General features: G+C 52.3%; 20 protein-coding genes. 10 read left to right on the top strand and 10 right to left on the bottom strand.

Going from position 1 to position 18,907, the window contains the following annotated elements; translation table 11 throughout:
* Positions 1-10: 10 nt before the first annotated feature.
* From sdiA to OGY72_RS24130, 8 genes are all read right to left on the bottom strand, one after another.
* Positions 11-733, bottom strand: coding sequence for a quorum-sensing transcriptional regulator SdiA (gene sdiA / locus OGY72_RS24165; protein ID WP_032934487.1), 723 nt, complete (start codon positions 731-733; stop codon positions 11-13).
* Between the two features lie 230 nt (positions 734-963).
* Positions 964-1,716, bottom strand: coding sequence for an L-cystine ABC transporter ATP-binding protein TcyN (gene tcyN / locus OGY72_RS24160; protein WP_003030477.1), 753 nt, complete (start codon positions 1,714-1,716; stop codon positions 964-966).
* Positions 1,713-2,381, bottom strand: coding sequence for a cystine ABC transporter permease (tcyL, locus tag OGY72_RS24155; RefSeq protein ID WP_003030474.1), 669 nt, complete (start codon positions 2,379-2,381; stop codon positions 1,713-1,715). Before tcyL ends, tcyN begins: the two co-directional genes overlap by 4 nt.
* A 21-nt stretch (positions 2,382-2,402) precedes the next feature.
* The gene (gene dcyD, locus OGY72_RS24150) at positions 2,403-3,389 is read right to left on the bottom strand and encodes a D-cysteine desulfhydrase (protein ID WP_286550041.1); all 987 of its coding nucleotides are present in this window, start codon (positions 3,387-3,389) and stop codon (positions 2,403-2,405) included.
* Positions 3,390-3,496: 107 nt separating this feature from the next.
* On the bottom strand, positions 3,497-4,297 hold the full coding sequence (gene tcyJ, locus OGY72_RS24145; RefSeq protein WP_003030469.1) for a cystine ABC transporter substrate-binding protein: 801 nt from the start codon (positions 4,295-4,297) through the stop codon (positions 3,497-3,499).
* 224 nt (positions 4,298-4,521) lie between these two features.
* Positions 4,522-5,073, bottom strand: a complete 552-nt coding sequence (gene fliZ / locus OGY72_RS24140; protein WP_286550038.1) for a flagella biosynthesis regulatory protein FliZ — start codon at positions 5,071-5,073, stop codon at positions 4,522-4,524.
* A 57-nt stretch (positions 5,074-5,130) separates the two neighbouring features.
* Complete coding sequence (gene fliA, locus OGY72_RS24135) at positions 5,131-5,850, bottom strand: RNA polymerase sigma factor FliA (protein ID WP_016153479.1); 720 nt, start codon at positions 5,848-5,850, stop codon at positions 5,131-5,133.
* Between the two features lie 162 nt (positions 5,851-6,012).
* Positions 6,013-7,497, bottom strand: a complete 1,485-nt coding sequence (locus OGY72_RS24130) for a flagellin N-terminal helical domain-containing protein (RefSeq protein ID WP_286550035.1) — start codon at positions 7,495-7,497, stop codon at positions 6,013-6,015.
* A 255-nt stretch (positions 7,498-7,752) separates the two neighbouring features.
* On the opposite strand from OGY72_RS24130, the gene fliD reads away from it, so the two are divergent.
* From fliD to amyA, 4 genes are all read left to right on the top strand, one after another.
* The gene (gene fliD, locus OGY72_RS24125) at positions 7,753-9,159 is read left to right on the top strand and encodes a flagellar filament capping protein FliD (RefSeq protein ID WP_286550033.1); all 1,407 of its coding nucleotides are present in this window, start codon (positions 7,753-7,755) and stop codon (positions 9,157-9,159) included.
* A 15-nt stretch (positions 9,160-9,174) separates the two neighbouring features.
* Positions 9,175-9,582, top strand: coding sequence for a flagellar export chaperone FliS (gene fliS / locus OGY72_RS24120; protein WP_128317479.1), 408 nt, complete (start codon positions 9,175-9,177; stop codon positions 9,580-9,582).
* Positions 9,582-9,953, top strand: coding sequence for a flagella biosynthesis regulatory protein FliT (fliT, locus tag OGY72_RS24115; protein WP_008785101.1), 372 nt, complete (start codon positions 9,582-9,584; stop codon positions 9,951-9,953). The genes fliS and fliT overlap by 1 nt, the downstream gene beginning before the upstream one ends.
* A gap of 68 nt (positions 9,954-10,021) precedes the next feature.
* A complete protein-coding gene (amyA, locus tag OGY72_RS24110; RefSeq protein WP_286550027.1) occupies positions 10,022-11,509 on the top strand; it encodes an alpha-amylase in 1,488 nt (495 codons plus the stop codon).
* A gap of 40 nt (positions 11,510-11,549) precedes the next feature.
* Here amyA and yedD read toward each other — a convergent pair whose 3' ends face one another.
* A complete protein-coding gene (gene yedD, locus OGY72_RS24105; protein WP_003030454.1) occupies positions 11,550-11,963 on the bottom strand; it encodes a lipoprotein YedD in 414 nt (137 codons plus the stop codon).
* Positions 11,964-12,148: 185 nt separating this feature from the next.
* Between yedD and yedE the strand changes: the two genes are divergently transcribed.
* On the top strand, positions 12,149-13,354 hold the full coding sequence (gene yedE / locus OGY72_RS24100) for a selenium metabolism membrane protein YedE/FdhT (RefSeq protein ID WP_063940428.1): 1,206 nt from the start codon (positions 12,149-12,151) through the stop codon (positions 13,352-13,354).
* On the top strand, positions 13,351-13,584 hold the full coding sequence (gene yedF, locus OGY72_RS24095; protein WP_000790504.1) for a sulfurtransferase-like selenium metabolism protein YedF: 234 nt from the start codon (positions 13,351-13,353) through the stop codon (positions 13,582-13,584). The genes yedE and yedF overlap by 4 nt, the downstream gene beginning before the upstream one ends.
* A gap of 54 nt (positions 13,585-13,638) precedes the next feature.
* Here yedF and fliE read toward each other — a convergent pair whose 3' ends face one another.
* A complete protein-coding gene (gene fliE / locus OGY72_RS24090) occupies positions 13,639-13,953 on the bottom strand; it encodes a flagellar hook-basal body complex protein FliE (protein WP_198579290.1) in 315 nt (104 codons plus the stop codon).
* 216 nt (positions 13,954-14,169) lie between these two features.
* On the opposite strand from fliE, the gene fliF reads away from it, so the two are divergent.
* The 4 genes from fliF to fliI are packed head-to-tail and all read left to right on the top strand — an operon-like array spanning position 14,170 to position 18,904.
* Positions 14,170-15,843: a flagellar basal-body MS-ring/collar protein FliF gene (gene fliF, locus OGY72_RS24085; RefSeq protein ID WP_125112511.1), complete on the top strand. Its 1,674-nt coding sequence runs from the start codon at positions 14,170-14,172 to the stop codon at positions 15,841-15,843.
* The gene (gene fliG / locus OGY72_RS24080; RefSeq protein WP_003030443.1) at positions 15,836-16,834 is read left to right on the top strand and encodes a flagellar motor switch protein FliG; all 999 of its coding nucleotides are present in this window, start codon (positions 15,836-15,838) and stop codon (positions 16,832-16,834) included. Before fliF ends, fliG begins: the two co-directional genes overlap by 8 nt.
* Complete coding sequence (fliH, locus tag OGY72_RS24075; RefSeq protein WP_003834049.1) at positions 16,827-17,534, top strand: flagellar assembly protein FliH; 708 nt, start codon at positions 16,827-16,829, stop codon at positions 17,532-17,534. The genes fliG and fliH overlap by 8 nt, the downstream gene beginning before the upstream one ends.
* A complete protein-coding gene (gene fliI, locus OGY72_RS24070) occupies positions 17,534-18,904 on the top strand; it encodes a flagellar protein export ATPase FliI (protein WP_003030440.1) in 1,371 nt (456 codons plus the stop codon). The genes fliH and fliI overlap by 1 nt, the downstream gene beginning before the upstream one ends.
* Positions 18,905-18,907: the final 3 nt, after the last annotated feature.

Here is an 18,907-nt window from a genome sequence, read left to right as displayed (position 1 = left end):
GATAATTTACTCAGATAAGCCCGGTTGCCGCGGCATAACAGGCTATCTGCGTTTTGTTTGGCGCATTGAATTTCTTTTGCATATTCTTCTGGTGGAAGTTCACTGTATTTTCGGAAATCGACAGAATGATGGCTATCTCTGAAGAGGTCTTGCCCTCGGCCGTCCATTTCAATATTTCCTTTTCCCGCTTGCTAAAGCGCATTTCTGGCGCCATAACCATGTCATCTTCCAGCCGCGTCAGTACAGACAGGCTTTCCCGTACCAGAAGCTGCATCCTGAGCTCCACTTCATCGTTTGCAAAGCGACTATTACGGATACTCGCCCGCGATACCGATAAAAAACCCAACGCCCGATTAGGCAACATTAAGCATTGCGTCATCCCTTTGCGTAAACCGTGATTGCGTGCGGCGTCCCACAAAGGTTGTGCATCGCGAAACAGAGTATCGTTCCAGGGTAAATGCCCCTGACTGAAGTTTTCAGGTTTCAGCACCGGATCAATGGCGAAATAATTTTCGGACTGATAATGCGCCACCCATGCTTTGGGATAGGTCGTATGAAGTGACGTTTTAGGTCGGGTAAAAGGTACCGGATGACGAACACAGAGCGCGTAAAAATCAAACTCTAAGTGCTGCGTCTGTTGCTGTAATTCATTATAGACATCCTCTGCCGCCGCCATTTCCTGAAAGCGTAACAGCATGCTCCGTCGCCAGGTGAAGAAATCATGATCCTGCATACTAAGTGGTAATGCCCCTGAGATTGATAATCATCCAAACATATGAAACAAGCTAACACATAAATGTATTTTATATATGCAAATTATCGGACAAATGAACAATTACTTGAGTATTACTCAACAGCGGAAGGAAGTAACAGAATCAAATGCTAATAATAAAGCAATAATTATAAATAGTTATGCGAAGAGCACTCGCCAGAAACAATCCCAGCGAGCGCTATATGTACTATTTATTGCATCAAAAACTTTTCAAGAAACTGACGGGTACGCGGCTGCTGCGGATGCGTGAATAAGGATTTTGCTGGTCCCTGCTCTACAATCCGTCCTTGATCCATAAATATCGCTCTATCGGCAACATCGCGAGCAAAGCTCATTTCATGCGTCACAATCACCATGGTGCGTTTTTCCTGCGCCAGTTGGCGGATGGTATTAAGTACCTCGCCAACCAGTTCAGGATCAAGTGCGGAGGTCGGTTCATCAAAAAGAATAACCTCAGGTCGCATCGCCAGCGCTCGGGCAATCGCTACGCGCTGCTGCTGTCCACCCGATAAACGCCGCGGATAGCTGGTTTCTTTACCCGCCAGCCCGACTTTCGCCAGCAGCTCGCGCGCACGAGCTGTCGCTTCAGCTTTTGGTTCACCTTTGACTATCACCGGCCCTTCAATAATGTTTTCCAGCACCGTCCGATGCGGGAACAAATTAAAGTTCTGGAACACAAAACCGACGTGCTGACGTAACTGACGAATCAGCCCTTTCTGCTGGGTCAACGAACGCGCGGTATCAATGGTAATCTCACCCACTTTAATGGTGCCCGCCTCCGGTTGCTCCAGCAAATTAATGCTACGCAGCAGTGTGGTTTTGCCCGATCCGCTCGGCCCGATAATCGCGACTACTTCACCAGGTTTGACGTCAAGATCGATCCCATGCAGCACCGTTTGCCCATGAAATTTTTTGACCAGGTTTCTGACTTCGATAGCACTCATTTCGGCTCTCTCTCCTGGCGATTCAGTTGTTCTTCAAAATAGTTTTGCAGCGCAGAAAGCACCGTCGCCATCACCCAGTAAATCAACGAGGCCGCCAGATACATCGTAAAGACTTCCAGCGTACGCGAGGTAATCAGCTGCGCCTGACGGAACAGTTCCGGTACCTGAATAGTGGCGGCCAAAGAAGTATCTTTCACCAGACTGATAAAGCTGTTGCTCAGCGGCGGCAACGCAACGCGCGCAGCCTGCGGCAGGATTGCCCGGCGCATGGTCTGCCAGCGCGTCATACCAATACTGGCACCCGCCTCCCACTGTCCTTTGTCGATGGAAGAGATTGCCGCACGCAGGGTTTCCGCAGCGTAGGCAGCCGTATTCAGCGACAAGCCAATCATCGCCGCCGGGATGGGATCAAGCTCAATACCAAACTGCGGCAGACCGTAATAGATCATGAACAGCTGGGCAATCAGCGGTGTTCCGCGAAAAATAGAGATATAAAAACGCGCCAGCCAGCGCACAGGCAACAGCGGCGACAAACGCATCAGCGCCAGGATAAACCCCAGCACGAGGCCAAAAAACATGCCGCCGATACTCAGTTGCAGCGTAAAAACCGCGCCTTTGAGCAGATACGGCAGAGAATCTATTACCAGTTGGATACTTTCATGCATTAGCGTTTTTCGACCTGGTTGTTACACGTGAGGATGGTAGGCAAACAGTGCAGGTGCCCCACCGGTATGAATAAAGAGGATTGGCCCTTCGTCTTTAAAGCGTTTCTGGCTGATACCGTCAATCAAACCCGCCATCGCCTTACCGGTATACACCGGATCCAACAAAATGCCTTCCAGGCGCGCCAGCAATTTTACCGCCTCCATGCCCTCTTCGTTTGGCGTACCGTAGCCTGGCGCAAAATAATCGTCCCATAGCAGGATATCCGCGGAGGCCGTCAGTTCCAGTTCTCGGGCAATATCCTGCTGCAGCGTAACAACTTTGGGTTTTTGATCCGCCACGCTGCGCGAGACAGTCACGCCGATAAGTTCGACGTCTGGCATCAATTGTTCCAGACCCACGGCCAGTCCGGCATGCGTTCCCGCACTGCCCGAGGCAACCACTACGGAAGAGAGCGCGACGGCCCCTTCACACTGCTGGGCAATTTCCAGCGCGCTTTCCACATAACCCAGTGCGCCCAGCGCGTTAGAACCGCCAACCGGGATCACATACGGGCGGAAGCCCTGTGCTTCAATGCGCGTCGCCAGTTCCTGAAGCTGCGCATTCGGGTCGGTCAGCGCATCGCACATTTCGATTTGCGTATTAAACAGGTCCAGCAGCAGACGGTTGCCGTTGGTGAGATAGTTTTCCGCAGTAGAGCCTATCGGATTTTCCAACAGCGCCACGCAGTGCAGACCAAGCTTAGCCGCTACCGCCGCCGTCTGACGAACGTGGTTAGACTGGATGGCACCTGCGGTTATCAGCGTATCAGCGCCTTCACGCAGTGCGTCTGCGGCCAGGAATTCCAGCTTACGCAGCTTATTGCCGCCCATAGCCATCGGCGTGACGTCATCGCGTTTGATGAAAATATCGCGCCCGAGGTGGTCGGAGAAACGTGGAAGATATTCGAGCGGCGTTGGCGCGCCAATAAATTCCAGACGTGGAAAGCGCGTTAAGTTATGCAGCGGCATACAGCCTCCGGTATTCGTTGTTGTGATGTTCTTTTTATTATGCACGCTCAGGCGCAATGAAATAAAAAAAGGCGCTGTTAAAGGCGCCTTTTTTCATCGGATGCCGATTATTTCGTCACATCCGCTCCAAACCATTTTTCAGACAGAGCTTTCAGCGTACCGTCTTTCTGCATTTCAGCAATGGCCGCATCAACCGCTTTCAGCAGATCTTCATTGCCTTTGCGCAGCGCCACGCCGGACTCCTGGCGGGAGAATGCTTCACCGGTCACAGCCAGCGTATCCTTGGTTTTCTTGACCAGATCCAGCGCTGCCAGACGGTCAACCAAAATGGCGTCGATACGGCCTACACGCAGATCCTGGTATTTGGTCGGGTCATCATCATAGGTACGAATATCCACGCCCTGCACGTTCTGGCGCAGCCACTCTTCATAGTTGGTGCCCAGACCAACGCCGACTTTTTTACCTTTCAGATCGGCAGCGGTCTTAATAACGCCTTCATTACCTTTCTTCACCAGCGCCTGAATACCAGAAACCGTATACGGGGTAGAGAAATCGTATTTTTTCTTACGTTCGTCAGAGATGGTCACCTGGTTGATGACCACGTCAATGCGCTTGGAATCAAGAGAGGCCAGCATACCGTCCCACTTGGTCGGCTTCAGGTTAGCTTTCACCCCAAGGTGCTTGGCCAGTTCCTCAGCGAACTCCACTTCGAAACCGGTCAGCTTGCCGTCATCGCCCTGAAAACTAAACGGGGGATAGGTCCCTTCCAGGCCCACCAGCAGCGTGCCGCGCTCTTTAACTTTATTTAACAGACCTTCATCTGCATAAGTCTTTACGCTCATTCCAGCGACAAGTGCAACAGCCATTACACCCATCAGAGCCTGACGTCCCAGAAGTGCTAATTTCATAGTTACCCCGAATATTGTCATTAGTGACTACTATTTATTCACAAACCATTCGAGTTGTATCAAGGCGGCAAGCGAGTGAATCCCCAGGAGCTTACTAAAGTAAGTGACTGGGGTGAATGAACGCAGCCAACGCAGAGACAGCTTGAAGGATGACGTGTATATGACTGTAGTGTAGAGCGTTTGTCGTGATCCACAAACACAACTCTGTTACACCTTATTCGTTTTTAATATATATCAGAACTGGCTGTCCAGGAGGATTTCTGCATATGTCCCATATGGGTATGGGCTTTGAACTGCTCATACTTACGCAAGGCGATGCGGTAATTGTTGGTGCTGGTTTCCGGCAGCCACGGGGCAAGGTTTTCGTCTAGGAACCCATCCTGCAGCAGGTCATGAGAGATATTTTGTTCGGTCAGGTGATTCCCGAGGCGACGCAGACGGACAACGTATTCACGTACCGTGCCGTGACTCATTTCGGTTTGCTCAAATAAAAACTGTTTAAAACCGATAATGTCGAAAAAGTCGCTCTGCTCTTTGCAATGCAAATCACCGCAAAAACGACACAGTGCCACCCACTCTTTTTTCTCCTGCTCCCACTCGGCTTCATCCAACAAAGTGTCCAGTCGAGCGATGGCGATTTTATTCACAATTTGCCCGCGACGAACCAGCGTGATCCGGTCGAGCAACTTAAAGCAATGGGCGCAATGCGTCTGGCTGTGTTTGAAATCTTTGAGGTAGCGGCTTAGAGGCCGTCTTTTTGATTGCTGCACCGTCATGAGAACTCCTGGTAGTCAATTCGTAATGCGGCATTGTTCAGGGGTAATGATGTACCCCTATAGCTTACCCAGCTTGGTGCGTAGACGTTTGATGGCCTGACTGTGCAACTGGCTGACCCGTGATTCCCCGACTTCCAGTACCGCGCCAATCTCTTTCAGATTCAGCTCTTCCTGGTAGTACAGCGTTAACACCAGCTTTTCGCGCTCCGGCAACGCCTCGATCGCGTCCATCACGCGCTGGCGGAGGTTACCCTCAAGTAGCTGTTGTAACGGGTTTTCCTGCTGATGTTCTTCCGTCACCAGCTCAATACTATCGCCATGCTCTTCCCGCCACTCGTCATAAGAGAAAAGTTGGCTGTTATTGGTATCGAGCAACATCTGACGATACTCTTGCACAGGAATAGCCAGACGCTCCGCCACTTCGGTTTCCGTCGCGTTGCGCCCTAATTCCTGCTCCAGTTGTCCCATCGCCTGTGCCACTTCGCGAGCATTGCGCCGAACGCTACGCGGCACCCAATCCCGGCTACGTAGTTCGTCCAGCATTGCTCCACGAATACGCTGCACTGCGTAAGTGGTAAATGCCGTTCCTTGCAAAGCGTCATATCGGTCAACGGCATTCAATAACCCGATGCCGCCCGCTTGTAGCAGGTCATCCAGTTCTACGCTCGCCGGCAAACGCACCTGAAGGCGCAATGCTTCGTGACGCACCAACGGTACATAACGCTGCCACAGCGAGTGTTTATCCATTACACCTTCAGCGGTATACAGTGAATTCACGATAAACAGCCCTGCGTTAAATGAGTTATCGGCATGATTATCCGTTTCTGCAGGGGTTTTAATCGGGTGAATAGTGGGTGAAATGAGGGGTTATTTGGGGGTTACGGGTAAAGCTAAATATAAAAAACCCCGCCGGAGCGGGGTTTGTGTAGTAAGCGTAAATTAACGCAGCAGAGACAGAACGTTCTGCGGAACCTGGTTGGCCTGTGCCAGCACAGAAGTCCCTGCTTGCTGCAGGATCTGTGCTTTAGACATATTGGACACTTCGGTCGCGTAGTCGGCATCTTCGATACGGCTACGTGCAGAAGTCAGGTTGTTAATGGTATTACCCAGGTTGGTGATAGTGGAATCGAAACGGTTCTGAACTGCACCTAAGTCGCCACGGAAAGAATCAACTTGAGACAACGCATTATCAATTAAAGCTAACTGTCCGCGAGTAGCTTCGCTTGCGGCACTTTGCTTCACAAGGCTTGCATTCGCTGATCCTGCATCTTTTACAAAAATAACTTCTGAATCATTTTTAACTTTAACTGCACCACCTGCATCAACAGTATAATCAACTTTACCTGCACCGGAGCCAACGCTCAATTCACCACCAGTCTTAGTTGCTTTTTGCTGGATAAGATCAGACTCTTTAGCGGCAACGTTATTGGCATGAGTCGTTAATTTATTTGCGCTTTCTTCATATAGCGAGCCACCCGAAACGGCAAGTTTGGCGTTCGCACCAGTGGCGCCATCGGTAGAGTCACTCACTGTCAAGGTAATTTCTTTGCCATCAATTTTGGCAGTAAATTTACCATTACCTGTTGCAGTAGCGTCGCCAGTTGCGGTCCAAGTTGTTCCTTTCCAATCAATAGTTCCCCCTTGCTTAACATTAGCAGCCAACTTCGCTACATCCACAGCATGCGTCCCCGTGGATGGGTCTATTGATTGGTTAGAATCAGTGGTTACTAATGAACCTGAAGCAGCACCTACATAAACTTTATCTGGTGTGGCGCCTGTAGTAACAGCTCCAGACTTAACATCAACATTATAATTTACGCCGCCGAGGCTATAACTTGTAGTTCCCGTTGCGCCAAAATCTTTTACCAGTTGATCTGCAGTTGCTGCTTTGTCACCGGTAACACGGAAACCATTAAGTCCAAGGGTACCACTGGTGATTTCTTTCAGATCTAAAGTGATGGTCTCATTATCATTCGCGCCAACTTGGATGGTCAGTTTATTATCACTAGATAATACTTTCACACCGTTAAACTGAGTCTGATCGGAAATACGATCAATCTCACTTAGACGCTGAGTAATTTCAGCCTGAATAGAATCCAGGTCGGAATCAGAGTTTGATCCGTTAGCTGCCTGAACAGACAGTTCACGTACACGCTGCAGGTTATTGTTGATTTCGTTCAGTGCGCCTTCAGTGGTCTGCGCGATGGAGATACCGTCGTTGGCGTTTCGGGAAGCCTGAGTCAGGCCTTTGATGTTAGAGGTGAAGCGGTTTGCGATCGCCTGGCCAGCAGCATCGTCTTTCGCGCTGTTGATACGCAGCCCAGAGGACAGACGCTCGATAGCGGAGCTCAGAGTAGACTGAGATTTGTTCAGGTTGTTCTGGGTCAACAGCGACAGGCTGTTTGTATTGATGACTTGTGCCATGATCTTTTCCTTATCAATTACAACTTGATGTTATTGGGCTGTTGCCCACGGTTTCTCACCGTAACCCATGTATCGGCACCTTAAATTCGAACTTTAGAAAATTTTCACTTTCCGCCCTCTTTTTTCTTAGCCCCAGAAATACCCTCTTTATATGTCACTATTCTGCGCATTATTTTTGCAAAACTATTATTAAACTTTGCGCGCAGATTGCCGATAACCCGCTTAACTACTGTTTGCAATCACAAGGAATTAGGCATGCCTTCATTTACATCATTGGGCGTCGGCTCAAACTTACCACTGGATACATTGCTGACAAACTTAACCACTGCTGAAAAAAAACGTTTAACTCCAATTACTCAACAGCAGAGTTCGAATACGGCAAGATTAACCGCCTACGGCACGCTGAAAAGCGCGCTGGAAAAATTCCAGACGGCAAACACCACGCTAAATAGCGCCGATCTGTTTAAAAGCACTACCGTCACCAGCAGTACAGAAGATCTGACAGTTTCGACTTCTGCCGGTGCAGCGCCCGGGATCTATAACGTTAGTGTCACCCAACTGGCGCAGGCGCAATCATTAAGTACCAAAGGTGGAATCAGCTCAACGAAGGAAGCGTTAGGTGATACCTCATCTGACAACCGTACCATTAAAATTGAGCAAAAAGGCCGCAAAGAGCCGCTGGAAATTAAACTCAGCAAAGACCAAACGTCGTTGGAAGGGATCCGTGATGCCATTAACGACGCCGACAGCGGTATTTCCGCCAGTATCGTTAAAGTTAAAGAAAATGATTATCAGCTAATATTAACAGCCGATAGCGGTGTCGATAATAAGATGACCATTTCGGTTAGCGGCGACAGTAAGCTTAATGACTTACTGGCCTACGACAGCACCGCCGGCAGCGGAAATCTGAAACAGCTGGTGGAAGCCAAAAATGCGTTGTTAAAGGTTAACGGCATTGATATTGAACGTCCGAGCAACACCATTACCGATGCGCCGCAGGGCGTGACGCTAAATCTTACTAAAGAAGTGACCGATGCGCGGATCACCGTCACCAAGAGCAATGATAAAGCAAAAGAAGCGATCAAAGGTTGGGTGGACGCCTATAACTCGCTGCTGGATACGTTCTCAACGCTAACCAAATACACTGAAGTTGATCCTGGTGCCGAAACCCAGGACACGAATAATGGTGCATTACTCGGTGACAGTGCGGTACGCACTATTCAGACAGGGATACGTGCCCAGTTTTCCAATGGTGCCAGCGACGGCACATTCAAAACGTTGGGTGAAATCGGTATTACCACCGACGGTACCTCAGGCAAGCTGAAGATTGACGATACCAAGCTGGAAAAAGCGCTGAAAGATAACACCGCGGCGACTCGTCAATTGCTGGTCGGTGATGGTAAAGAAACCGGTATTACTACCAAAATCGCCACCGAAGTAAAAGGTTACCTGGCCGATGACGGCATTATTGACGTTGCCCAGGACAATATTAACGCCACGCTGAAAAAACTGACCAAACAGTATTTGGCCGTCAGCAACAGCATTGACGATACCGTCGCGCGCTATAAAGCACAGTTTACCCAGCTTGATAGCATGATGAGTAAGCTGAATAGCACCAGTAACTATCTGGGCCAGCAATTTACGGCGATGAGTAATTCCTGATAACACGAGGTAAGTATGTATACCGCGAGCGGTACCAAAGCCTATGCACAGGTCAGCATAGAGAGTGGCGTAATGAGCGCCAATCCGCATCAGCTGATTGAAATGTTGTTTGATGGCGCAAATAGCGCCCTCGTGCGCGCTCGCCTGTTTATGCAACAGGGTGATATCGTCGCCAAAGGCGAGGCCATCAGCAAAGCCATTAACATTATCGACAATGGTCTGAAAGCAGGCCTGGATCAGGAGAATGGCGGTGAAATTGCCACCAACCTGTCCTCGCTGTATGACTATATGATCCGCCGTTTACTGCAAGCTAACTTGCGTAATGATTGTCAGGCCATTGAAGAAGTCGAAGAGTTACTCGGCAACATTGCAGATGCCTGGAAACAGATCTCACCGAAAGCGTCGTCCCAGGAGTCTCGTTAATGACCTCAGCCGTGGAGTTTATCAACCGTTGGCAGCGCATCGCGCTACTCAGTCACTCGCTGCTGGAACTGGCGCAGCGCGGTGAATGGGACCTTTTACTGGAACAGGAAGTTACTTATCTGCAAAGTATTGAAGTGGTCATGGAAGAGCAAACTCCACCGGGCATAACGCGAAGTATTCAGGACTTAGTTGCCGGGTATATTAAACAGACGCTGGATAACGAACAGTTACTCAAAACGTTGTTGCAGCAGCGCCTGGATGAGCTCAGCAATCTCATCGGCCAGTCGACACGCCAAAAGACGCTGAATAATGCCTATGGTCGTCTTTCCGGTATGCTGCTGGTACCCGACGCCCCCACCTCGCCACAATAATTTCCCGTCTCGTCTGAATTATCTTCCATACTCCAGAGGTCGGCCAAACGACTTCTGGAGCACGGAAGATGAAAAATCCCACGTTATTGCAGTACTTCCACTGGTATTACCCTGATGGCGGTCAACTCTGGCCCGAACTTGCCGAACGCGCAGGCGGACTCAATGATATCGGCATCAATATGGTATGGCTGCCCCCCACCTATAAAGGCGCGTCCGGCGGCTATTCCGTTGGCTATGATTCCTACGATCTGTTTGATCTGGGCGAATTCGACCAAAAGGGAACCGTCGCCACCAAATACGGCGATAAAAACCAGCTGCTGGCGGCAATTGACGCGCTAAAACACAATGATATTGCCGTACTGCTCGACGTGGTGGTCAACCACAAAATGGGCGCAGATGAGAAAGAAAAGATCCGCGTCCAGCGCGTTAACACTGAGGATCGCACGCAAATAGATGATGAGATTGTCGAGTGCGAGGCCTGGACGCGCTATACCTTCCCTGCCCGCGCTGGCCAGTACTCGCAATTCATTTGGGATTTTAAATGCTTCAGCGGTATTGACCATATCGAGAATCCAACCGAAGACGGGATTTTTAAAATCGTTAACGACTACACTGGCGAAGGCTGGAACGATCAGGTTGATGATGAGTTGGGTAATTTTGATTATCTGATGGGCGAAAACATTGATTTTCGCAATCACGCGGTGACTGAGGAGCTCAAATACTGGGCGCGTTGGGTAATGGAGCAAACCCAGTGTGACGGCTTTCGTTTAGATGCGGTGAAACATATTCCGGCATGGTTTTACAAAGAGTGGATCGAGCATGTGCAGGAAGTGGCACCCAAGCCGCTGTTTATTGTGGCGGAATACTGGTCCCATGAAGTCGATAAGCTGCAAACCTACATTAATCAGGTGGAGGGGAAAACCATGCTGTTCGACGCCCCTTTGCAGATGAAATTCCACGAGGCCTCCCGTCAGGGCCGCGATTACGACATGAGCCAAATTTTCACCGACACTCTGGTGGAGGCCGATCCGTTTCATGCCGTCACGCTGGTGGCCAATCACGACACCCAACCCTTGCAGGCGCTGGAAGCCCCCGTCGAGCCGTGGTTTAAGCCGCTGGCCTATGCGCTGATCCTGTTACGCGAAAACGGCGTACCGTCGGTGTTTTACCCTGACCTCTACGGAGCGCATTACGAAGACACCGGTGGCGATGGCGAAACCTATCCTATTGACATGCCGATCATTGAACAACTTGATGAACTGATCCTCGCACGCCAGCGCTTCGCGCATGGGGTACAAACGCTCTTTTTCGATCATCCTAACTGTATCGCTTTTAGCCGCAGCGGTACGGATGAGGATCCCGGCTGTGTGGTGGTATTGTCTAACGGCGATGACGGGGAAAAGACCATCAATCTCGGCGCCAATTATGGCAATAAAACCTGGCGGGACTATCTGGGAAATAGTGAAGAAAGCGTGGTCACCGATGAAAACGGTGAAGCGACGTTTTTCTGTAACGGCGGGAGCGTCAGCGTGTGGGTGATTGAAGACGTGTTGTAAAGCTCAACCCCGGTGGCCGGTGGCTACCGGGGCGTACGGTTTATGGCAGCGGTGTTGCCAGCGGCGTTTTCTTTAACGCGTCAGCACATTCCTGCGTCGGGCGATCCACCCGTTGCAGCGTCATACCGTCATATTCCAGCGTATTGCCTTCGCGCTCAATCTCGTACAGCTCGCGTTTCACCGTCACGTTGGTGAGATCGCCAGAGAGCATCGTCAGTTTCCCCGGCAGCGCGATCACCCGCTGCCACTGGCGACAATCCAGCGTATCGCCCTCTTTCGTTATCACCAGGCTGGCAATCGCTTCCGGGCTGACCAGACTGCGTTGCGGACCTTTTGACTGCCAGTATCCTTCCAGACCGGCTGGCGCTGGCGTTTTCACCACGTCGTTATAATTTTCTACTTCGGCGCATCCGGTAAGCGCCAGAAATACACCAACGATTGCTAATTTTTTCATCATTCATCCTGCATGCGAAGAAAATGGGATTGTGGCATTAAAGGCCTGATGTCGCCAGCCTTTCGGCAGCGTTGAGAAAGATTGATCCAGACGGTGTTACCTCTTATTACTCATAGTCAAAAATTCTGAACGGTGTAGTATCCACACTTCTTGTTACATACCTTCTGAGTTCAGAGGCACAACGCATGTCATGGCAACACTTCAAACAGGCCTGGTTGATTAAATTTTGGGCCCCCGCCCCTGCGGTCATCGCAGCGGGTATTCTCTCTACTTACTATTTCGGCATTACGGGAACCTTCTGGGCCGTTACCGGTGAATTCACCCGCTGGGGTGGTCAAATCCTGCAACTGTTTGGTGTGCACGCCGAAGAGTGGGGATACTACAAGCTGATCCATCTCGAAGGCTCGCCCCTGACCCGCATCGACGGCATGATGATCCTCGGTATGTTCGGCGGCTGTTTTGCTGCCGCACTGTGGGCCAACAACGTCAAGTTACGCATGCCGCGCAGTCGGGTGCGCATTATGCAGGCGATAGTCGGCGGGGCAATCGCCGGATTCGGCGCACGGCTGGCAATGGGCTGTAACCTGGCCGCATTCTTCACCGGCATTCCGCAGTTCTCACTACACGCCTGGTTTTTTGCGCTGGCCACGGCCATTGGCTCCTGGTTTGGTGCACGCTTTACCCTGCTGCCAATATTTCGTATTCCGGTCAAAATGCAGAAAGTCTCCGCCGCTTCGCCGTTGACGCAAAAGCCGGATCAGGCCCGTCGCCGTTTCCGCCTGGGCATGCTGGTGTTTATCGGCATGATCGGCTGGGCGCTACTCACCGCGATGGATAAACCCAAGCTCGGTCTGGCGATGCTGTTCGGCGTTGGGTTTGGTCTGCTGATTGAACGGGCGCAAATCTGCTTCACCTCCGCCTTCCGAGACCTGTGGATTTCCGGTCGCACCCATATGGCAAAAGCGATCATCTTCGGGATGGCGGTCAGCGCCATCGGTATCTTTAGCTATGTGCAACTGGGTGTCGAGCCTAAAATCATGTGGGCAGGTCCAAATGCGGTGATCGGTGGCTTGCTATTTGGCTTTGGCATCGTTTTAGCGGGCGGATGTGAAACCGGCTGGATGTACCGCGCCGTAGAAGGCCAGGTGCATTACTGGTGGGTTGGTCTGGGCAACGTTATTGGCTCGACCATTCTGGCCTACTACTGGGATGATTTTGCTCCCGCGCTTGCCACCAACTGGGACAAAGTGAATCTGCTCAACACCTTCGGTCCGCTCGGCGGTCTGCTGGTGACCTATCTGCTGTTGTTTGCCGCGCTGATGCTGATCATCGGCTGGGAAAAACGTTTCTTCCGTCGCGCAGGGCTGACGCCTGCCAAGGAGTCTGTATGAAAAATATCGTGCCTGATTATCGCCTCGATATGGTCGGCGAACCGTGTCCATATCCGGCTGTAGCCACGTTGGAAGCGATGCCGCAATTGAAGAAAGGTGAAATTCTGGAAGTGGTGAGCGATTGCCCGCAGTCAATCAACAATATTCCACTGGATGCGCGTAATCACGGCTATACGGTGCTGGATATTCAGCAGGATGGCCCAACGATCCGCTATTTGATTCAGAAGTAACTGGTTGCCGGATGGCACTGCGCTTATCCGGCAAACATTTTCTGCACGTTGTCCCTACACCTGCATCGACATTACTTCCTGATAGGCCGACACCAGTTTATTACGCACCTGAATACCCATCTGCATCGATACCGACGCTTTTTGCATATCGGCCATCACATCATTTAACGCAATACCCGGCTCACCCAGGGTAAATTTCTCAGCCTGCGTACGGGACGCGGTTTGCACATCGCTGATCCTGTCTAACGCCGCATGCAGTTGCCCGGCAAAACTCACGGTCGGTTGTGGCTGCATATCCTGCGTTTTTGCTGACATCGCCGTGGCCTGTAACTGGCTGATGACCCCTTCAATCCCCTGTATTGCCGACATTCTGATCCCCTGGATGATTTTTTACGTAGCTGAGATTACCAGTTAGTCAATAAGATAAAGGCGTTAAATAACGATAAAAAACCACGGTTTTTAACGCATAGAAAAATTCGAAACCGCAAATAATGAGACCGTCAATTTTTCGAGTTTGCTGACCCGGGAGTGAGTCTTGTTCCACTTTGCAAAAAACGCCGTCCACGATAAGCCACGAGGTGCGAGATGAGTGCGACAGCATCGACTGCAACCCAGCTTAAACCTCTCGAGTGGTTAAACCGCCTGCGCGCGAATCCCAGAATTCCTTTGATTGTGGCGGGAGCCGCTGCCGTCGCTATCATCGTGGCGATGGTCCTGTGGGCGAAAGCGCCTGACTATCGCACGCTGTTCAGCAATCTTTCCGATCAGGATGGTGGCGCGATTGTCACCCAACTGACGCAGATGAACGTTCCCTATCGTTTTACTGAGGGAAGCGGTGCTATAGAAGTTCCTGCCGATAAAGTCCACGAACTACGTTTACGTCTGGCGCAGCAAGGTCTGCCGAAAGGCGGCGCCGTTGGTTTTGAACTGCTGGATCAAGAAAAGTTTGGTATCAGCCAGTTTAGCGAGCAGGTCAACTACCAGCGTGCGCTGGAAGGTGAATTAGCCCGTACCATTGAAACGCTGGGACCGGTAAAACGCGCCCGCGTGCATCTGGCAATGCCGAAACCGTCGCTGTTTGTGCGTGAGCAAAAAGCGCCTTCAGCCTCCGTGACCGTGAATCTTGAACCAGGCCGTGCACTGGATGAAGGTCAGATCAGTGCAGTTACGCATCTGGTTTCCAGCGCTGTCGCCGGGTTACCGCCGGGCAACGTTACGCTGGTCGACCAGGCAGGTCATCTGTTAACTCAGTCGAACACCAGCAGCCGCGATCTTAACGATGCGCAGTTGAAATACGCCAGCGATGTCGAAGGCCGCGTTCAACGTCGTATCGAATCGATCCTGTCGCCGATTGTCGGCAACGGTAACGTACATGCGCAGGTCACCGCGCAGCTGGATTTTGCTAATAAAGAGCAAACCGAAGAACAGTACCGTCCAAACGGTGATGATTCCCAGGCCGTCCTACGTTCACGCCAGTTAAACGTCAGCGAGCAGATCGGAAGCGGAGCGCCAGGCGGCGTACCGGGCGCATTGTCTAATCAACCAGCACCGGCTAATACCGCGCCAATCGCCAACCCTCCGGCTAATCAGCAAAATGCGCAAACCACGCAGACGGCAAATAACAACAATAATGCCGGTCCACGCAGTACGCAGCGCAATGAAACCAGCAACTATGAAGTCGACCGTACCATTCGCCACACCAAAATGAACGTTGGCGATGTGCAGCGTCTCTCGGTGGCGGTGGTGGTCAACTATAAAACGTTGCCGGACGGTAAACCGCTGCCGTTAACCGCCGATCAGATGAAACAGATTGAGGATCTGACCCGCGAAGCAATGGGCTTCTCCGACAAACGTGGCGATACCCTGAACGTGGTGAACTCGCCCTTCACGGCAACCGACGATTCCATTGGCGAGCTGCCGTTCTGGAAACAGCCGTTCTTTATTGATCAGTTGATGACCGCAGGCCGCTGGTTACTGGTTCTGCTTGTTGCCTGGATCCTGTGGCGCAAAGCTGTTCGCCCGCAGTTGGTTCGCCGCAGCGAAGAAGCAAAAGCGGTACAAGAACAAACGCGGATCCGTCAGGAAACCGAAGAAGCGGTAGAAGTTCGCCTCAGCAAAGACGAACAGACCCAGCAGCGTCGTACGAATCAGCGTCTGGGTGCAGAAGTGATGAGCCAGCGTATTCGTGAAATGTCAGATAACGATCCGCGCGTCGTGGCGCTGGTCATTCGCCAGTGGATGAGTAACGATCATGAGTAATGCCCTTACCGGTACCGATAAAAGCGTCATCCTGCTGATGACCATTGGCGAAGATCGCGCGGCAGAAGTGTTTAAACACCTTTCCACGCGCGAGGTTCAGGCGCTGAGTACAGCGATGGCGAACGTACGCCAGATCTCCAACAAACAGTTGACGGAAGTGCTGGCCGAGTTTGAGCAAGAAGCAGAACAGTTTGCCGCGCTGAATATCAACGCCAACGAATATCTGCGCTCCGTGCTGGTGAAAGCGCTGGGCGAGGAACGCGCCTCCAGCCTGCTGGAAGATATTCTGGAAACCCGCGATACCACCAGCGGCATTGAAACGCTCAACTTTATGGAGCCGCAAAGCGCCGCCGACCTTATCCGCGACGAGCATCCGCAGATTATCGCCACCATTCTGGTACACCTCAAACGGGGCCAGGCCGCCGATATTCTGGCGCTGTTCGACGAGCGTTTACGTCACGACGTGATGCTGCGTATCGCCACCTTCGGCGGCGTGCAGCCTGCCGCGCTGGCAGAACTGACCGAGGTACTGAACGGTCTGCTCGATGGACAGAACCTCAAGCGCAGCAAAATGGGCGGCGTGAGAACGGCGGCAGAAATTATCAACCTGATGAAAACCCAGCAGGAAGAAGCGGTTATTACCGCCGTACGCGAATTTGACGGCGAACTGGCGCAGAAAATTATCGACGAAATGTTCCTGTTCGAAAACCTGGTGGACGTCGACGATCGCAGTATCCAGCGCCTGCTGCAGGAAGTGGATTCCGAATCGCTGCTGATTGCCCTGAAAGGTGCCGAACAGCCGCTACGCGAGAAGTTCCTGCGCAACATGTCGCAACGTGCTGCCGATATTCTGCGCGACGACCTTGCCAACCGCGGCCCGGTGCGTTTGTCGCAGGTAGAAAACGAACAAAAAGCAATTCTGCTTATTGTGCGTCGTCTGGCGGAAACCGGCGAGATGGTGATCGGCAGCGGCGAGGATACCTATGTCTAACGAACTGCCGTGGAAAGTCTGGACCCCGGACGATCTCGCCCCACCAATGGCAGAGTTCGTGCTGGCTGACCACAGCGAAACGCCGCTGTCCGAAGAGACGGAAGAACCCGAGCTTTCAGCAGAGCAACAGCTTGAACAACAGCTCGCACAGCTGCAAATGCAGGCCCATGAGCAAGGGTATAACGCGGGGCTGGCAGAAGGTCGACAAAAAGGTCACGAGCAAGGTTATCAGGAAGGTCTGAGTCAGGGGCTGGAGCAAGGCCAGAACCAGGCGCGCGCGCAGCATGCGCCGATCCATGCCCGCATGCAGCAGTTGGTGAGCGAGTTTCAGAATACGCTGGACGCACTGGACAGCGTCATTGCCTCGCGCCTGATGCAAATGGCGCTGGAAGCTGCGCGTCAGGTGATTGGTCAGACGCCTATCGTGGATAACGCTGCGCTGATTAAGCAGATTCAACAGTTATTGCAACAGGAACCGCTGTTTAGCGGTAAACCGCAGCTGCGCGTCCATCCGGACGATCTCCAGCGTGTTGAGGAGATGCTCGGTGCCACTCTCAGCCTGCACGGCTGGCGGCTGCGCGGCGATCCCACGCTGCATCACGGCGGTTGTAAAGTCTCAGCAGACGAAGGCGATCTGGATGCCAGCGTCGCCACTCGCTGGCAAGAACTCTGCCGTCTGGCAGCGCCGGGAGTCGTGTAATGACCACTCGCCTGACTCGCTGGCTCAATACGCTGGACAACTTCGAAGAGAAAATGTCGCTGCTGCCTGCGGTGCGTCGTTACGGTCGCCTGACCCGCGCCACCGGGCTGGTGCTGGAAGCCACGGGGTTACAGCTGCCGTTGGGTGCCACCTGCGTCATTGAACGCCAGGATGGCAACGAAACCCAGGAAGTTGAAAGCGAAGTCGTAGGCTTTAACGGTCAACGTCTGTTTCTGATGCCGCTCGAAGAGGTCGAAGGCGTTCTGCCCGGCGCGCGCGTCTACGCGAAGAACATTGCCGGAGAAGGTCTGCAAAGCGGGAAGCAATTACCGCTTGGCCCTGCTCTGCTGGGGCGTGTGCTGGACGGCAGCGGCAAACCGCTCGACGGACTGCCCGCCCCGGACACCACCGAAACCGGCGCGCTAATTACGCCGCCGTTTAACCCGCTGCAACGTACCGCAATTGAACACGTCCTGGATACCGGTGTACGCCCCATAAACGCGTTATTAACCGTTGGTCGCGGCCAGCGTATGGGGCTTTTCGCAGGTTCCGGCGTCGGTAAAAGTGTCCTGCTCGGCATGATGGCGCGTTATACCCAGGCCGACGTCATCGTCGTGGGCCTGATTGGCGAGCGTGGCCGCGAAGTTAAAGATTTTATTGAAAATATTCTCGGCGCTGACGGTCGTGCACGCTCGGTAGTGATTGCCGCTCCGGCGGATGTCTCGCCGCTGTTACGTATGCAAGGCGCGGCCTACGCCACGCGCATCGCCGAAGATTTCCGCGATCGCGGGCAGCACGTATTGCTGATTATGGATTCCCTCACCCGCTATGCGATGGCGCAACGTGAGATAGCCCTGGCAATCGGCGAGCCGCCGGCAACCAAAGGTTATCCGCCGTCAGTATTCGCCAAATTACCGGCGCTGGTTGAACGGGCCGGGAACGGTATCCACGGCGGCGGTTCAGTTACCGCGTTTTATACAGTACTGACCGAGGGTGACGACCAGCAGGACCCGATTGCCGATTCCGCGCGCGCGATACTGGACGGGCACATCGTGCTGTCTCGTCATTTAGCCGAAGCGGGTCACTATCCGGCCATCGATATTGAAGCCTCGATCAGCCGCGCCATGACCGCGCTCATTAGTGAAAAACACTATGCACGGGTACGTAACTTTAAACAGCTGCTGTCCAGCTTCCAGCGTAACCGCGATCTGGTTAGCGTGGGGGCGTATGCCAAAGGCAGCGATCCAATGCTGGATAAAGCCATCGCCTTATGGCCACAGCTGGAAGCGTTCTTACAGCAAGGCATTTTTGAACGGGCTGACTGGGAAGATTCTCTGCAAGCTTTAGAACTGATTTTCCCTGGTGTGTGATTA

The sequence above is a fragment of the Citrobacter sp. Cpo221 genome (genome assembly GCF_030332345.1).
Lineage (GTDB): Bacteria > Pseudomonadota > Gammaproteobacteria > Enterobacterales > Enterobacteriaceae > Citrobacter > Citrobacter portucalensis.
The sequence above is the reverse complement of the archived record's forward strand: the minus strand, read 5'-3'. Positions and strand labels throughout refer to the sequence as shown.